At 70.5% G+C, this 15,748-nt stretch carries 17 protein-coding genes; 8 read left to right on the forward strand and 9 right to left on the reverse strand.

Features of this window, described 5'->3' with window-relative positions:
* Window positions 1–309 precede the first annotated feature (309 nt).
* Window positions 310–1,161 (reverse strand): SDR family NAD(P)-dependent oxidoreductase, encoded by an 852-nt coding sequence (locus tag ACFU8W_RS17985; RefSeq protein WP_384037840.1) that lies wholly within the window; start codon window positions 1,159–1,161, stop codon window positions 310–312.
* Between the two features lie 72 nt (window positions 1,162–1,233).
* Between ACFU8W_RS17985 and ACFU8W_RS17990 the strand changes: the two genes are divergently transcribed.
* Window positions 1,234–1,665, forward strand: coding sequence for a MarR family transcriptional regulator (locus ACFU8W_RS17990; protein WP_345511302.1), 432 nt, complete (start codon window positions 1,234–1,236; stop codon window positions 1,663–1,665).
* Window positions 1,666–1,675: 10 nt separating this feature from the next.
* On the opposite strand, the gene ACFU8W_RS17995 is transcribed toward ACFU8W_RS17990, so the two are convergent.
* The gene (locus ACFU8W_RS17995; protein ID WP_384037843.1) at window positions 1,676–2,095 is read right to left on the reverse strand and encodes a VOC family protein; all 420 of its coding nucleotides are present in this window, start codon (window positions 2,093–2,095) and stop codon (window positions 1,676–1,678) included.
* A gap of 43 nt (window positions 2,096–2,138) precedes the next feature.
* Window positions 2,139–2,963 carry a nucleotidyltransferase family protein gene (locus tag ACFU8W_RS18000; RefSeq protein ID WP_384037846.1) on the reverse strand — a complete coding sequence of 275 codons (825 nt, stop codon included), beginning with the start codon at window positions 2,961–2,963 and terminating at the stop codon, window positions 2,139–2,141.
* 86 nt (window positions 2,964–3,049) lie between these two features.
* Between ACFU8W_RS18000 and ACFU8W_RS18005 the strand changes: the two genes are divergently transcribed.
* The 5 genes from ACFU8W_RS18005 to ACFU8W_RS18025 all read left to right on the forward strand — a co-directional run bounded on the left by ACFU8W_RS18005 (window position 3,050) and on the right by ACFU8W_RS18025 (window position 7,549).
* Window positions 3,050–4,465 (forward strand): NAD(P)/FAD-dependent oxidoreductase, encoded by a 1,416-nt coding sequence (locus ACFU8W_RS18005; RefSeq protein ID WP_345511298.1) that lies wholly within the window; start codon window positions 3,050–3,052, stop codon window positions 4,463–4,465.
* Window positions 4,466–4,624: 159 nt separating this feature from the next.
* A complete protein-coding gene (locus tag ACFU8W_RS18010; RefSeq protein ID WP_266979624.1) occupies window positions 4,625–5,161 on the forward strand; it encodes an O-acetyl-ADP-ribose deacetylase in 537 nt (178 codons plus the stop codon).
* 50 nt (window positions 5,162–5,211) lie between these two features.
* Complete coding sequence (locus ACFU8W_RS18015; RefSeq protein WP_384037851.1) at window positions 5,212–6,684, forward strand: AlkA N-terminal domain-containing protein; 1,473 nt, start codon at window positions 5,212–5,214, stop codon at window positions 6,682–6,684.
* Between the two features lie 12 nt (window positions 6,685–6,696).
* A complete protein-coding gene (locus tag ACFU8W_RS18020; protein ID WP_384037854.1) occupies window positions 6,697–7,215 on the forward strand; it encodes a methylated-DNA--[protein]-cysteine S-methyltransferase in 519 nt (172 codons plus the stop codon).
* 100 nt (window positions 7,216–7,315) lie between these two features.
* Window positions 7,316–7,549 carry a hypothetical protein gene (locus ACFU8W_RS18025; protein WP_384037857.1) on the forward strand — a complete coding sequence of 78 codons (234 nt, stop codon included), beginning with the start codon at window positions 7,316–7,318 and terminating at the stop codon, window positions 7,547–7,549.
* Window positions 7,550–7,620: 71 nt separating this feature from the next.
* Here ACFU8W_RS18025 and ACFU8W_RS18030 read toward each other — a convergent pair whose 3' ends face one another.
* The 3 genes from ACFU8W_RS18030 to ACFU8W_RS18040 form a co-directional block, all read right to left on the reverse strand.
* Window positions 7,621–8,937: an MFS transporter gene (locus tag ACFU8W_RS18030; RefSeq protein WP_384037860.1), complete on the reverse strand. Its 1,317-nt coding sequence runs from the start codon at window positions 8,935–8,937 to the stop codon at window positions 7,621–7,623.
* Window positions 8,934–9,533 carry an ArsR/SmtB family transcription factor gene (locus ACFU8W_RS18035; RefSeq protein ID WP_384037863.1) on the reverse strand — a complete coding sequence of 200 codons (600 nt, stop codon included), beginning with the start codon at window positions 9,531–9,533 and terminating at the stop codon, window positions 8,934–8,936. The genes ACFU8W_RS18030 and ACFU8W_RS18035 overlap by 4 nt, the downstream gene beginning before the upstream one ends.
* Before the next feature lie 360 nt (window positions 9,534–9,893).
* On the reverse strand, window positions 9,894–10,478 hold the full coding sequence (locus tag ACFU8W_RS18040) for a TMEM165/GDT1 family protein (protein ID WP_266979615.1): 585 nt from the start codon (window positions 10,476–10,478) through the stop codon (window positions 9,894–9,896).
* Window positions 10,479–10,961: 483 nt separating this feature from the next.
* Here ACFU8W_RS18040 and ACFU8W_RS18045 point away from each other — a divergent pair, with 483 nt between their 5' ends.
* Entirely contained in the window at window positions 10,962–11,372 is a 411-nt protein-coding gene (locus tag ACFU8W_RS18045; protein WP_384037867.1) for a (2Fe-2S) ferredoxin domain-containing protein, read from the forward strand.
* A 142-nt stretch (window positions 11,373–11,514) separates the two neighbouring features.
* On the opposite strand, the gene ACFU8W_RS18050 is transcribed toward ACFU8W_RS18045, so the two are convergent.
* A complete protein-coding gene (locus ACFU8W_RS18050) occupies window positions 11,515–12,426 on the reverse strand; it encodes an alpha/beta fold hydrolase (RefSeq protein ID WP_384037870.1) in 912 nt (303 codons plus the stop codon).
* An 86-nt stretch (window positions 12,427–12,512) separates the two neighbouring features.
* Here ACFU8W_RS18050 and ACFU8W_RS18055 point away from each other — a divergent pair, with 86 nt between their 5' ends.
* A complete protein-coding gene (locus ACFU8W_RS18055) occupies window positions 12,513–13,079 on the forward strand; it encodes a CGNR zinc finger domain-containing protein (protein WP_384037873.1) in 567 nt (188 codons plus the stop codon).
* A 265-nt stretch (window positions 13,080–13,344) separates the two neighbouring features.
* Here the strand turns inward: ACFU8W_RS18055 and ACFU8W_RS18060 are convergent, their stop codons facing one another.
* Both ACFU8W_RS18060 and ACFU8W_RS18065 read right to left on the reverse strand, forming a co-directional pair.
* The gene (locus ACFU8W_RS18060) at window positions 13,345–14,088 is read right to left on the reverse strand and encodes an NAD-dependent deacetylase (RefSeq protein ID WP_384037876.1); all 744 of its coding nucleotides are present in this window, start codon (window positions 14,086–14,088) and stop codon (window positions 13,345–13,347) included.
* Between the two features lie 310 nt (window positions 14,089–14,398).
* Window positions 14,399–15,604: a serine hydrolase domain-containing protein gene (locus ACFU8W_RS18065; protein ID WP_384037879.1), complete on the reverse strand. Its 1,206-nt coding sequence runs from the start codon at window positions 15,602–15,604 to the stop codon at window positions 14,399–14,401.
* Window positions 15,605–15,748 lie beyond the last annotated feature (144 nt).

A 15,748-nucleotide genomic window follows, 5' to 3' on the forward strand; every position in this document is an offset into this window, starting at 1 on the left:
TGCGACCGATTGCGTCCTGGAGCTCAACGTCATGGTGGTCCTCGGCCCAGTCATCGCCAATCAGTAGCAACTCTTCCTCCTGGTCAGGTACTTCACTGGTCGTGCAGCCTGCGGAAGACACGGCACGCGGCCTAATGGATCCAGTGCTCACGCCTTGCTCGGCGGGCACGCCACCCCATCAGCGGTCAGGGCCTTCCGGCCAACCAGCAGGGGCACGGTCTGACCACAGAACTCGCAGTGGTTCCGGCGATGAAAGTGCTCACCTGCTGGCGGCTACGGCACCGAGTCTCTACGACCCGACAGCTCCCATTAGGCGATGAGCGCGCGGGTCACCGCGGCGAGCCGGGCCCGGGCCGCCGGGTCGTAGGCCTGCTCATGGGCCCTGGCGTCCGTGAACCGGTCGAAGTACCGCCCCGTCACGGTGGCCAGAGCCGGATCGGTGATCAGCCGCACGACGGGCCGTACGCCCTCGTCGACCGGGACGGCGGGCGTGAACCCGTACTCACGCACTGCCCGGGTGTCCATCAGGTGCGCAGGGTGCAGGGCGTTGACGGTGACACCGGTGCCCGCGCCCTCGGCCAGCTCGGCCGCCAGGTCGAAGGTCGACATGATCATCGCGAGCTTGCTGCGGCAGTACGCGTCGAGCCCCTCGTAGTCACGCTCCACCATGACGTCATCGAAGTCGACAGGCGCCTGCCCCATCGAGGCGACGTTGACCACCCGCGCGGGTGCGGACGCGGTCAGCAGGGGCAGCAGCTCACGGGTCAGCAGATACGGCGCCACATGGTTCACCGCGAACCGCAGTTCGTACCCCTGCCGGCTCACCTCGCGCCGGTCCGGGGTGGCCCCGCCGCCGACCGCGGCGTTGTTGACCAGGACGTCGAGCCGGGGTTCGGTGTCGAGGATCCGGGCGGCCATGGCCCGGACCTGGTCGAGGTCGGCAAGATCGGCGAGCTGGGTCCGTACCTCCGTGCCCGGCGCCGCCGACCGTACTTCCGCGGCGACGTCGTCCAGCCGCCCGCCGTCCCGCCCATGCAGCAACAGGGTGGCCGCGGCTCCCCGGACGGCGAGATCGAGGACGAGACGGCGACCGAGCCCCTGAGTGGCACCGGTGACAAGGATCGTGCCGCCGAGTGCCGAGTCCGACGAAGAGATATCCATGGGCTGAGTTATATCAAGACCCTGATATGTCTTCCATGTGTGACAGATGTCCGTGGCTGTACGCTCACCGGCATGGGAATGACCGCCGACGAACGCCTCGGCGCGGACATCAAGCGCGCAGAGCAGGCCCTCATGACGGCCAAGAGTGCCGCGCTCAAAGGGGCGGGCCTCACGGTCGCGCAGTACGCGGCGCTGTTCGCCCTCGCCGACAACCCCGGTATATCGGGGGCCGCGCTGGCGCGCGCCTGTCTGGTCACCCCGCAGGCGATGGCAGCGGTGCTGAAACACCTCGAAGAACGGGGTCTGGTGGCCCGGTCGGCACACCAGTGGCATCAGAAGATGCTGGAGACCCGGCTCACCGAAGCGGGCCGGGAAGCGCTGCAACTCGCCGACGAGCAGGCGGTACGGATCGAACGCCGGCTCGCCGACGCGTTCACCCCGGAGGAACGCGACGCCCTGCGAGACCTGCTCGCACGCTGCGTCACCGCCATCCGGAACGATTGAGCGGCAGCGGCTACGCCACCCGATGCAGCACCAGGCAGAACGGGTGCCCGGCCGGATCGGCATAGATCCGCCACGGCCGCTCCGACCACTCCGCGTCCGCCGCCCCGGTCCCGCTCGCGCTCCCGTCGTCGAGCACGGTCGCGCCCGCCGCGACGACCTCCGTCTGCGCCGCGTCCAGATCCGGCACACCGAAGTCCAGATGGAACTGCTGGGGCCGCTCCGGGTCCGGCCAGTGCGGCGGCCGGTGGTCCGCCACCCGCTGGAACGCCAGGACGAGACCGGCGTCGGTGTGCAGCGTCGCCCAGTTCTCGTCGAGCGCCCACCGCCGGTCCGGCTCGTCGACCCGGCCGCCGAGGACCGACCGGTAGAATTCGGCCAGGCGTACGGGATCGGGGCAGTCGAGCACCACGCACTGAAGTTCGGCGATCATGCCGGGATCCTAAACCGGGCCCGGTGCCCTGCAGAGACCCTTTTCACCCGACCACCGCCCGCACGTCGCGCACCACGGACGCCGCCGTTTCCACCGCGGCCGTGTCCAGGCCGCGCAGCGCCCCACCGACCCGCTCGGTGAAGTCCGCCGGAGTCTCCGGCAGCAGCGCGGCCGCGGCCAGTGCCCCCTTCTCGTTCAGGCACCAGGTGCGGTGGTGGGCGTGGAGGGCCTGCGTCAGAATGCCGAACGCCCGCGACAGACAGAGCGCGACATGGAGCGTGTCCCCGGAGGAAGCCGACTTGCCTGCCGCCGCGACGGAGAAGTCCGCCTCCCACGCGGCGTCGCAGAGCGCCCTGCGCAGGGGCTCCGGATAGTCGCGCGTCTGCTGCTGAAGTTCCGTCAATTCGCGGTAGGGATCAGCCAGTACGCGACTGAGAGCGACCTCGCCCGGATAGCAGGGCGACCAGAAACCCAGCGGATGGCCGGGCTGGACGCCCACCTCGAAGCGGCCCTCGCGGCAGTCGGACCAGACGCTCTCGACCCGGTCCAGATCGCGCAGGATCCAGTCCACCGCCGTGCCGTCCACCCGCAGCCAGGCGCCGCCGTTGACCCAGGGACCCCAGCCGCCCGGGCCGGCCACCTCCACCCGGGAGCCCTGAGCCTGAGAGGCGAGTGCGGTGAGGGCGACCAGGTCGAGTGCCCCGCGGTAGTAGACGCCGAGATCCCAGTCGGAGTCCGGGCGATGCGTGGAGCGGGCGCGGCTGCCGCCGAGGGCGACGGCCCGGACGCCGGGCACCGCGGCCAGCCCGGCCGCCATGTCGGCGACCATCGATGCGTGAACCCGTTCTGCTGCCGATTCCGTATTCATCGGCCCGGACGGTACCCGCGGTCCGGCTGTCGGCGCAGCGGAATATCCTGGAGCTTCTTGCCATCGGCTGACGAAGGAGTCCGAAGGTGCCATCGATGCTCGATGCCGTCGTCGTGGGGGCGGGCCCCAACGGACTGACCGCCGCAGCCGAACTGGCCCGCCGTGGCTTCTCCGTTGAGGTGTTCGAGGCGCAGGAGGCGGTCGGGGGCGGTGCCCGTACCGAGGAGCTCACACTTCCCGGCTTCCGTCACGACCCGTGTTCCGCCGTTCACCCGCTCGGCATCGGCTCGCCGGCGTTCGCCGGGATGCCGCTCGCCCGGCACGGCCTGGAGTGGCTCCAGCCCGAGCTGTCGCTCGCTCACCCCTTCCCGGACGGCTCGGCCGCCGTGCTCACCGGTTCGGTGGGGGAGAGCGCCATGTCGCTCGGACCGCAGGACGCGGGGGCATACCGCAGGCTGCTCGCCCCGTACCTCGGGCACTGGGACACGCTCGCGGAGGACTTCCTGCGTACCCCATGGATCGGGCTGCCGCGCGATCCGTACCGCTGGGTCCGGTTCGGGCTGGACGCGATCCAGCCCGCCACGCTTCTCGCCCGCAGGTTCCGGGGCGCGAAGGCGCGCGGCCTGTTCGCCGGACTCGCCGCCCACGCCATAGCCCCCACCAGCGGCCTTGCGACCGGCGGCATCGCGCTGCTCTTCGCCGTCGCGGCCCACGAGAACGGGTGGCCGGTGCCGCGCGGCGGCTCACAGGCCATCTCCGACGCCCTCGCCTCGTACGTGCGTGAACTGGGCGGCACGATCCGTACCGGCATGGAGGTCAAACGCCTCGACGAGCTCCCGCCCGCCCGCGCCTATGTCTTCGACACCTCGCCGACCGCCCTCGCACGGATCGCCGGTCTGGGCCAGGCCTACCACGGCTACCGGTACGGCGCCTCCTGCTTCAAGATCGACTATGCGCTGTCGGGCCCCGTCCCCTGGACCGCGAAGGAGGCCCGGCGGGCCGGCACGGTCCATATCGGGCCCACGGCGGGCGAGATCGACAGCGCGATGCGGGCAGCCGTGGCGGGCCGCGACCCGAGCGTGCCGTTTCTGATCACCGCACAGCCCAGCCTGGTCGACCCGTCCCGCGCACCCGAGGGCCGTCATGTCTTCTGGGTGTACGGACATGTCCCGGCGGGCTGGGAGGGCGATGCCACGGAGGTCATCGAGAGGCAGCTGGAGCGGTTCGCCCCCGGCTTCCGCGATCTGGTGCTCGCCCGCGCCGTCGCGGGCCCGCCGCAACTCGCCGCGCGCAACGCCAATTACGTCGGCGGGGACATCGCGTGCGGTGCGTTCGCCGGTCTGCAGACGGTGATCCGGCCCAAGCTCGCCCGTGTGCCGTACGCGACGGCGCACCCGGCGGTGTTCCTGTGCTCGTCGGCCACGCCTCCCGGGCCCGGGGTGCACGGCATGTCCGGCCACCATGCGGCGAAGGCGGTGTGGCGGAGGCTGCGCGCCGAGTGAGACGGCGGGAGGGGGGCAGCCCCGGGCCGCCGTTGCGGTGTGCGGCAATCTTCAAGCGGTACCGTTCGTCGTCCGGCGAGAGCCTGAACTCGCACGTCTCGCGACGGCTCCGGGCGGTTCGAGACCACCGGGCCGCCCGGTCGCGGCATGATGGCCGACATGCGCACACCTTCGGCCGTCACCGTCACGCTGGTCCGCGGTGACATCACCCAGCAGTCCGTCGACGCCATCGTCAATGCCGCGAACTCCTCACTGCTCGGCGGCGGCGGGGTCGACGGCGCGATCCATCGGCGCGGTGGTCCGGAGATCCTCGCCGCCTGCCGCGAGCTGCGCGCCTCGCAGTACGGAAAAGGGCTACGGACCGGTCAGGCGGTAGCGACCACAGCCGGGAAGCTCGACGCCCAGTGGGTGATCCATACGGTCGGGCCGGTGTGGAGCAGCACCGAGGACCGTTCCGCGCTGCTGGCCTCCTGCTACCGGGAATCACTGCGGGTGGCCGCCGAGCTGGGTGCGCGGACCGTCGCCTTCCCCGCCATCTCGACCGGTATCTACGGCTGGCCCCTGGACGACGGCGCGCGGATCGCCGTTCGCACGGTTCTGGCCGAGGCCGGAGCTCCGGTGGAGGAGGTGCGTTTCGTGCTGTTCGACGCACATGCGTACGCGGAGTTCGAAGAGGCCCTGGCAGCGCAAGGCTGATGTCGGATTTCCGCCAGCCCGGCGTGCGCCGGGTGGCTCATGCTTGAGCCATGTACACCGACACCGAGCGCTGCGTACGGGCCGTTCAGTCCAAGGACGCCCGCTTCGACGGCTGGTTCTTCACGGCGGTCCTGACCACCCGGATCTACTGCCGTCCGAGCTGCCCCGTCGTGCCGCCCAAGGTCGAGAACATGACCTTCTACCCCAGTGCCGCCGCCTGCCAGCAGGCCGGTTTCCGGGCGTGCAAGCGGTGCCGGCCGGACACCAGCCCCGGCTCCCCGGAGTGGAACGCCCGCGCCGACTCCGTCGCCCGGGCGATGCGGCTCATCGGGGACGGGGTCGTCGACCGCGAGGGTGTGCCGGGGCTGGCCGCGCGGCTCGGCTACTCCGCCCGGCAGCTCGAGCGGCAGTTGCTCGCCGAGCTGGGTGCCGGTCCGCTCGCCCTGGCCCGCGCCCAGCGCGCCCAGACCGCCCGGCTGCTCATCGAGACGACCGAACTCCCCATGGCCGACGTGGCGTTCGCGGCCGGGTTCTCGTCCATCCGTACCTTCAACGACACCGTCCGTGAGGTTTTCGCGCTCGCACCGAGCGAGCTGCGCACCCGGGCCGCGCGGTCCGCGAAACCGCCGGCGACGCCGGGGGTGATCACGCTTCGGCTGCCGTACCGGGCCCCACTCAATCCCTCCAACCTCTTCGGTCATCTCGCCGCGACCGCGGTCCCCGGCGTCGAGGAGTGGCGCGACGGCGCCTACCGCCGGACGCTCACCCTCCCGTACGGGCACGGCATCGTCGCCCTCACCCCGCGCCCCGACCACATCGCGTGCCGGCTCTCGCTCACCGACCCGCGCGATCTCACCCTCGCCATCAGCCGCTGCCGCTGGCTGCTCGACCTGGACGCCGACCCGGTGGCCGTCGACGACCAGCTGCGGGCCGATCCGCTGCTCGCCCCGCTGGTCGACAAGGCGCCGGGGCGGCGGGTGCCGCGTACCGTCGACGGCGCGGAGTTCGCCGTACGGGCGGTGCTCGGCCAGCAGGTCTCGACCGCTGCCGCCCGCACCCACGCCGCCCGCCTGGTCACCGCCCACGGCGTCCCCGTCGACGACCCCGAGGGCGGTCTCACCCACCTCTTCCCGGCCCCGGAAGCGCTCGCCGGGCTCGACCCCGAGCAGCTCGCGCTGCCGCGCAGCCGTCGCACCACCCTCACGACCCTCGTCGGCGCGCTCGCCGACGGCTCGCTGCAACTCGGCACCGACACCGACTGGGAGAGGACCCGGGCCGAACTGATCACCCTGCCCGGCTTCGGCCCCTGGACCGTCGAGGTCATCGCGATGCGGGCGCTCGGCGACCCGGACGCCTTCCTCCCCACCGACCTCGGCATCCGGCGGGCGGCGGAGGAACTCGGCCTTCCGTCGACCCCCGCGGCGCTCACCGCACGCGCGGCGGCCTGGCGTCCCTGGCGGGCGTACGCGGTCCAGTATCTGTGGACCGTCGACGACCACCCCATCAACCACCTTCCCGTATAAGGTAGTTCACTCATGAATGCGACATGCACGCCGATCCGGCAGCATACGGTCGTCGACAGCCCGTACGGTCCGTTGACCCTCGTCGCCACCGACGGCGTCCTCTCGGGCCTCTATATGACCGGGCAGCGGCACCGCCCGCCGGAGGAAACCTTCGGCGACCCCGACCCGCGCCCCTTCACGGAGACGATCCGCCAGCTGGACGCCTACTTCGCGGGCGAGCTGCGGGAGTTCGACCTGCCCCTGCACCTGGACGGCACCCCGTTCCAGCGCAGCGTCTGGGAACAGCTCCAGGCGATCCCGTACGGCGAGACGCGGTCGTACGGGGAACTCGCCGAAAACCTGGGCAAGCCGGGTGCCTCACGAGCTGTGGGCCTCGCCAACGGCAAGAACCCGGTCGGGATCATCGTCCCCTGCCACCGGGTCATCGGAGCGTCGGGAGGCCTCACCGGCTACGGCGGCGGACTCGACCGCAAGCAGCGGCTGCTGGCCTTCGAGAACGGCACGGAGGGCGACACGCCGGCGCTCTTCTAGGGCATGTTTCGGGAGCCGGGGGAGTGTCGGTTCTGAAGGGAGGCTTTCGTCGCAGGGTGAGAGGCGGCCGAAGGCGGCCAACGGCCAAGGGGGCCCATGTATGACGCGGTACCTGATCTCGTTCGATGACGGCGCGATGACCTTCCCCGAGGAGGAGTTGCCCGAGGTCCCGGGTTCCTCGACGCCTTCGGCCACGTCTCCGACCGACGCACACGCATGGAGGACCTGCCTGGGCCGCTACCTGTTCAACATCAAGGCCAGCGGCCCCGGTCAGGGCCTGCGCCCCTTCCGGGACCCGGAGGCCATCGAGGACGACGCCGACGACGAAGGCTGAGCTCCTCCAAGACCGCCCAACGGCTTTCGAGCTCTTGGGGGTGCTGGGCGGCCGGGAGCTTCACCTATGTGTCATCGAGGTACCGGTCGGCTCTCTGCCTCGGTGCCGCCGTCGGCGAATGGATCGTCCGGAGCCAGGGAGCGGATGCGCGGTATGGGTGAGGGGAGCAGCCAGAGCAGCGACAGTACTCCTCCGACGGCGGCCGTGATCAGGGTGGTCCTGAGTCCGATGAGGGGGGCGAGCATGCCTCCGACGATGGCGCCGATGGGGCGTATGCCGTAGTTCACCGTGCTGTAGGCGCCCGCCACGCGACTGCGCATGCCGTCCGGTATCACCGCAGCTTGCAGGGAGTTGAGGTTGACATCGAACAGCATCACGCCGATTCCGGCGAGGAACTCTGCAACGCCCAGGGCCCCTGCGCGGGCCCATGTGGGACCGCTCGCGGTAGCGGCGATGGCGATGGGGGCCGGGAAAAGTACGGCGCCTGCCGCAATGCTGCGTCCCACGCCGATCCATCGCGAGATCTTCGGGGCTATCACCGCGCCCGCGAGAGCTCCGGTTGATCCGATTCCGAATGCCAGCCCGATGGTCCCTGCGGAAAGGCCGAGCACCCGGTCGGCGAACAGAACGGTCAAGCCGGTGCTCGACACGAAGGTGAAGAAGTTGAGGGTCGTCGCGCAGCCGAGGCTCGCCCGCAGTACCGGGTGACGAACTACGAAGACCAGCCCCTCTCCGGCCCGCCGCAGCAGCGAAGGTCCTGCCGTCCCACCGGCAGCGATGGCTGGTTCGTCGACCCGGATCGGCCCGAGCAGAGCAGCCGAGGCGAGGAAGGACAGGGCATCGGCGATCACAGCGACGGGCGCCGTCAGGGCCTGAACGAGGGCACCGCCTACGGCAGGGCCGACGACGGAGGAAGCGGATCGGCTGGCGCTGAGCTTGCTGTTCGCGTCGACGTAGGACGAGCGTGGCACGAGGTGGGCGAAGAAGGGCGGATAGGCGGTGTTGAACAGCACCGCCGCGGCGCCGGTCAGCAGCGCCACGGCATACAACTGGAGAAGTGTCACGGTGCCCAACAGGTATGCGGCGGGCAGGGTGAGCAGCACGCACGCGCGTATCAGATCGGCGAGGACCATCAGGCGGCGCTTGCGGACGCGGTGGTCGACCCAGGCGCCCAGCACGATGGCGAGGAGATTCGGGGCCCAGGCAAGCGCGGTCAGCCATGCGACCTCGCCGGCCGAGGCGTGCAGCGCCGCCACGGCGATCAGGGGTAACGCCAGTTCGGAGATCCGGTCGCCGAACTGCGAAACCGACTGCCCGGCCCAGAAGCGAACGAAGCGCCGATCCCGCCACAGTGATATCGAGGGGGTCGTGTCCTGTGGGGAGTTCATGCCGTGTCGCCCGCCCGCTCCTCGACGGCCTCCGGTAGGACGTAGCGCAGCAGCCGGACGCCGCGGCTGCCGCTCGGCCGCTGCTTCGGGTCGCGCGTCACATAGGGCGCGAGGACGCCTTCGATCGCGTCCTCGATGGCCGCGAGTTCCTCGGGGGACACCACTACGCGGGTGTTTGCCAGCCCCGCGGGCTTGCGCCACACCTGATCGAGTCCAGGTTCGGTCTCGGTCACCCACCGATGCGGCAGGCCGGCGGAGAGGGCGAACATCTCCCGGGACAGCACCCGGGCGGCGGACTGGCCCTCTTCGTCCTCCGGCATCTCGAATCGGAAGCCCCGTGCCGCAGCCTCCCACCGCCGCTCCCGGCGATCCGTTCCGGCCTCGGCGTCGCGGACCAGCCCAAAGCCCGCCAGGTGGCGTAGATGCCAGCTGGTCACGGACGGGGTGGCTCCGACATCCGGTGACAACTGCGTCGCCGTCGCCGACCCGTGCCGTTGCAGACGCTCGAGGATCGCAAGCCGTACTGGATGCGCCAACGCCCGCATGGCTTTCGGGTCAGTGATCTCGATATCGCCCAAGCGATTCCCATGCTCCATGTTGTGAGAGTATTCTCTCATAAAGTGTGAGAGTCAACTCTCATGCTTTGTCCGATGCCGGTGCTGGGCGGTTGAGCTGCGCGAGCCCCCTGGAGGCCTTGGCTGCCGCCCCACGGTTCGGGGCTCGTGGGCGCGGGCTGAGCGGCGACCGGCGGTACGCGGCTTGCCGGGTGGTGCGTCGACTGCCGGAGGGTAGGCCCGGGTGTCGACCGGCGGGCAAAAACCGGGGCGGCAGGTCGACGCGCTCACCACCCCCGGCGGCCGGCTCGTCTTCCACGTCGTCGCCGACCGGACACGGCGAAGCCCGGCGGACGCACGGGCGGCCGTCGGGCTTCGTGGTGGCTGCGTTACGGAACTGTCTCAGGCCGTGAAGATCTCGACGACCGACCAGATCGCCAGCCCCAGCATGCACAGCCCACCGATGCGCTGCACCGTCTTGAGCGGCACCCGCTTGGCGATGAAGCGTCCGGCGATCAGCGCCAGCGCCGAGACGGACATCAGAGCGGCTGCGGATCCGATGGCCGTGGACCAGGTGCCGTTGCTGGCGGCCAGGTTGGCCGTGGTGATCTGGGTGAGGTCACCCCATTCGCTGATGAACACCGCCATGAACGCGGTCGAGTAGACCGGCCAGAAGCCGGTCACGGTCCTGGTTTCGCTCTCCTCGTCGCCGTCGTCACCCCCGGCGCGCAGCAGCATGAACGCGCCGAACGCGAAGAGGGCCGCCGAGACGAGCTTGACGATCCAGTCGGGCAGCAGCCCGATCAGACCGCCGGCGCCGACGGCGATCGCGACATGCACGAGGAATGCGGATGAGGTGCCGAACCAGACGTAGAGCGGTCGCATGCGCGTGCCCATGGCCAGCGAGGCGAACATGGTCTTGTCGGGGAGCTCCGCGAGGAAGATCAGCCCGAAGGCGGTGACGATCGCCAGGGGGTCGAGATGCATTCCGGGTGGCTTTCTGTGAGAGCCGGGCCCGGGCCTTTCCGCGAAGCGCCACTCGGGCTTTTCGGAGGACCACTCGGCCCGGCATGACTGCAGCGCCCACAGGGTGCGGGCGCGTCATACCTGACCGAAGGTCTCGCCCGCCCGTAATGCTCTACGAGCCCGGCCACCGGGAACCCGGGGGCTCCAGTGTGTCGACGACCGGTTTGCGGGGCTACTCCCCTTCGCAGCCACCCACCTTACCTCACCGGTTCACTCGGTCGACGCAAAAGGGGTGCAGGTGTTCGATTGTGGAGGGTGTCAGGGTCGTAACCGGGCAATGCTTGCCCCATGGGGAGCGTCGTCCGGTGCGTGCGATCCCAAGGCGGATTCGGCCAACGCGGCGAGCGGGCGTGCTGGGCGGTGCGACCGGGCAAAGCCTGCCGGGAGGGGCGCTGGATAGAGTCCCACGGTGATCATCCGCGCCATCACCTGGAGCGTTCCCGCATGAGCCGCCGCACGCGCAAGGCCGCCGCACCCGCCCGGGGCGCGCCCCGCCCCACCGTGAGCGTCTGCCGCGGCTGCTGCTGCGGTACGCCGAAGATCCCGGACGTGGACCATGCCGGACAGCTCGCCGTGCTGCGCCGGTCACTCGGTGAGATCGCCACAGTACGCGCCGTCGAGTGTCTGGACGCGTGCGAGCAGGCCAATGTGATCGTCGTGCAGCCGTCGGCCGAGGGCAGGAGGGCGGGCGGCCGCCCACTCTGGCTCGGCCTGGTCAACGACCCGGACGCCGTCGCCGACATCGTCACCTGGGTCGAGGAGGGCGGCCCCGGCCTCGCGGACGCCCCCGACATTCTCGACCTCTACACGTTCCGGCCCTCGCGCCGCATCGCGCAGGAACTGGATCAGCCGTAGGGCTGTCCGAGCCCAGCCACATGAACCATCGGACACACCTCAGGGGGCGGTTCAGTGGCACAGGGTTGTGTCCACGACACTCTCGAGATGCTTCGTGGCTGCCCCGCCGGTTGTGCGTCCGTCAGGGATCACGGGGCAGCCCTCAGGCCTCGTTCTCCCAGGCGCGGTCGAGGAAGTCCGCCACGAGCGGGGCGATTTCCGGGAGGTGGTCCTCCAGTGCGAAGTGCCCGGTGTCGAAGAGGTGCAGTTCGGCGTCGGGCAGATCGCGCAGATAGGCGCGGGCGCCTGGTTCGGGGAAGAACATGTCGTTACGGCCCCAGACGATGAGCGTCGGTGGTGTGTGCTTGCGCAGCCAGGCCTGCCACCGCGGGTACAGCGTCACATTGGAGTGGTAGTCGAAGGCCAGGTCGAGCTGCGGCCGGGTACGACCGGGCAGATCCAGGAAGTGCTGGTCGAGGGTCCAGCCGTCCGGGGCGACGAGCTCCGGGTCGCCGGTGCCGCCCTCGTACTGGGCGCGGGTGGACGCGGGCGTGAGCAGCCCCCGGACGGTGTCCTCGGCTCCTTCGGCGTCCGGGCGCAATGCGATGAACTCCCGCGCGTTCTCCGACAGACCCTCGGCGTAGGCGTTGCCGTTCTGGACGACGAGACCGGCGATCCACTCGGGGTGGCGGACGGCCAGCCGGAACCCGACGGGTGCGCCGAAGTCGAAGACGTACATCACGAAGCGTGACAGTCCCAGCCGCTGGATGAAGCCCTCGGTGATATCGGCCAGCCGGTCGAAGGTGTAGGTGAAGCTGCCCCCGGTGGTGGTGGATGCGGGCGCTTCACTGTGGCCGAAGCCCGGGTAGTCGGGGGCGATGAGGCGGTAGTGGGCGCCGAGGGCGTCCATCAGCCGACGGAACTGGTGCGACGCCGACGGGAAGCCGTGCAGGAGCAACAGCACGGGCGCGTCCTCGGCAGGCGTCGCGGCAGGCACGGACTCTCGGTAGAAGACACGGACACCGTCGACCTCGACGTGCCGGTGACGTATGCGGGGGACAGCCTGAATCGTCACGTTCACATGCCTCCTCGTCAACCTGATGCATTAGTTCTAGGGTGCAGACCACTAATGCGTCAAGTGGATGAGATAGCATTAGATGTATGAATGGTCCTGAGCCTCTGACCGGTGAGCCACTCGCCCTGGACCTGGTCAATACGTTGCCGCACACGGTGGACGGCCCCCCGGTCGACCATCTGGCCGACGCCGCGGGCCTGCGGGTGTGGCTGGCGCTGCAGGCCGGCCGGCTGCCGGAGTCCGGGCGGATCGCGGAAGCCGACCTGGCGGCGATCCACCAGGTCCGCACGTACGCGGTCGAGGCGATCGGCCGGGCCCGCCAGGGCGAGCGGCCACCGCAGGACGCCCTGCGCGGTCTCAACGAGGCACAGCTCGCCGCCCCCGCCGTCCGGTACGCGGAATGGCGCGACGACCGCATGACGGTGGAGTCGCGCCGTTCCGGCGCCTTCGGGGCCCAGGTGGCCGCGGCGCTCGCCGAATCGGTGGTCGACCTGCTGGCTGACCCGGCCTTCGGTTCGGTCCGGGAGTGCGAGGCTGCCGACTGCACGATGCTGTTCCTGCCCGCCCACCCGCGCCGACGCTGGTGCTCGGCCTCGCGCTGTGGAAACAGGGCGCGCGTGGCCCGCTACTACCAGCGGCACAAGACCACGTGACCGTGACGGAGGTGAGGCGGCGCAGGCCGAACGGATGCTGCGCGCCCGGCGGTTCGGCCCGCTCCACGGGGTCGGCCGAGGCGCGCCGCAGGGCGCCGTCGACCGGCCGCGCGCGCGTCCCGCACACCATGCCCCGAGCGTCGTGTGCGACGTGAACGAGCGGTCTCAGGGCGAGACCTGTGCGCACAGCTTCGGTGAGCGCGACGCGTGGACGGCGGCGGTCCTCAGGGTCGCGCTCGCGCCGGATCGGGCCGTCGGTGGCGGCTCAGCCGCCGGCCCGCGTGCCCGCCTCGGCGGTCAGCCGCGCGAGCAGCGACGGCAGCGCGGTCCCGATGGGCTCGCGGATCGTCTCCTGCGCCAGTTCGTCGTACGCCGTCGGCTCGGCGTTCACCACGATCAGCCGTGCCCCGTGCTCGGCCGCGATCCCGGCCAGCGACGCGGCGGGCTGCACCTGCAGCGTCGTTCCGACCGCGATGAACACCTCGCACGCCTTCGCGATCGACATCGCCTCGCCCAGCACCACCGGATCGAGCCGTTCACCGAACATGACGGTCGCCGACTTCAGGATGCCGCCGCAGACCGTGCACGCCGGGTCCGCCTCACCCGCCTCCACCCGGGTCAGCGCCGCCGCCATCGGTGAGCGGGCGTGGCAGCGGGTGCAGACCACCTGACGTGCGGTGCCGTGCAGTTCGAGGACCTTGCGGGCGGAGAGGCCTGCCAGCTGGTGCAGCCCGTCGACGTTCTGAGTGATCACCCGCACGGGGACCCCGGACCGCTCCAGATCCGCCACGGCACGGTGGGCGGCGTTCGGCTCGGCGCGCCAGGTCGCGCTGGTGCGGCGCATCTGCCAGGAGCGGCGGCGGATTTCCGGATCGGCCATGTAGAAGTCGTACGTGACGAGCTTCTCGGCCTCCGGGTCCTTCCGCCAGAGCCCGTTCGGCCCGCGGTAGTCGGGGATGCCGGAATCCGTGGAGATCCCGGCGCCGCTGAGGATCGCGACGAGAGTCATACGACGAGCGTACGCAGCGGCGTCCGCCGCCCGCGAGGTGATATCGGCCGTGTCAGGTGGGAGTACTTCCTTGCCGCCCCGGGCGAGGAGGATCCGTCCCTGGGAGACCTGGTGTCGAACCGGTGTCGTCCACGACCCACACCTACGGACGTACGACGGTCTCCGCCCGGCAGGCTGGGACGGACCGTGTCCACCGGCCGGGCCGACGGCGTCAGCCCTCCAACCGTCCACGACACGCGGCAAGTTCCTCCGCCTTCATGCCGGCAGGAAACCACCGGACCCACCGCCTGCCCGATGACGTGACAAAGCCCTACCGGGCGGTGGGGAGGTTGAGCCCGGTGTAGACCTGGTTGAGGACGGTGGGCAGCAGGGCGTTGGCCGTGGTCCGGCCGTCGGGCGACAGGGTCAGGTTCGTCCAGATCACGAGCGTGACGTCGTTGTCCGGGTCGTGGCCCATGAAGGAGTTGAAGCCCGGGAGTTCACCGCCGTGGTAGTACATCGACGCGTTCGGGCCGAAGCGCTGGTAGGAGATGCCGTAGCCGTACTTCTGGCCGCCGGGCGCGGCCGGGTCCTCGGCCTGCGGGCTGTGGAGCCACCGCTGTTGGGATGCGGCGTTCAGGACCTTGCCCGTCACCAGTGAACGGATCCATGTGGACAGGTCCTCCGCGGTCGAGATCACTCCTCCGGCGGCGGCGGCGTAGGAGGGGTTCAGGTGGGTGTAGTCGATGGGCTGGAGCTTCCCTGTTCGTGCCGCTTCGCGCATCTCGGCGGGGTAGGGCTTGTCGGTCAGCGCGTAGGCCGCTCCGCCGTACATGTAGCCGTGTGCGTAGGGATCGGGGAGGGACCGGTCGTGGGAGTCCGGCAGTGACGTCCCCTTCATTCCGAGCGGGACGAACAGCCGGTCCCGCAACTGCTGGGCCAAGGGGCGGCCGCCGGCCTTTTCCGCGACCAGGCCCAGCAGGGCGTAGTTGGTGTTGTTGTATTCGTAGGATGCGCCGGGTGCGAAGTTCGGCGGGTGGCGGAACGCGATGGCCAGGACTTCCTGCGGGGTCCAGGCCTTCCCCGGGTCGGCGTCCAGAGCTGCCGCGAATTCGGGTGCACCGGTGTAGTCGTAGAGCCCGCTGCGCATCTTCAGCAGCTGGGCGATGGTGATGTTCCCGCCGTTGGGCACCCCCGCGACGTAGGCGGACACCGGATCGCTCAACCGGAGCCTGCCGTCCTGGGCGAGGAGGGTGATCAGCGCTGCCGTCATGGTCTTGGTGTTGGAGGCGATCCGGAAGTGGTCGCCCGTATCCGGAGGCTTGGTCGTGCCCAGCTCCGTCGTGCCGGCGATCGCGCGGAAGGTCCCCTGCGGGGTGCGGAGCAGGACCACCGCGCCGGGCACCATGAGCGTTTTCGCGGCGCGGTCCACGGCGGCCTGGAAAGCGGCCGGATCGATCGGCTTCAGGGCTGACGGAACGGGGGAAGGGGCGGTCACTGTCGCGGCGGGATTGGTCGACGGGTCCGCAGGCGCCATGGCGGTCGAGCCGGAGGGAAGGGTACCCCCCGCGATCAAGAGGGCTACGCACGGTGCCAGCAAAGCCGTGCGGCATGCGGGGCGCGAGGTTCTGGGACGAACTCCTCCCAGGCGCGTGCCGTTCGAAGTGTCGTCAACCGCTCG

The sequence above is a fragment of the Streptomyces sp. NPDC057565 genome (assembly GCF_042801455.1).
GTDB lineage: Bacteria > Actinomycetota > Actinomycetes > Streptomycetales > Streptomycetaceae > Streptomyces > Streptomyces yanii.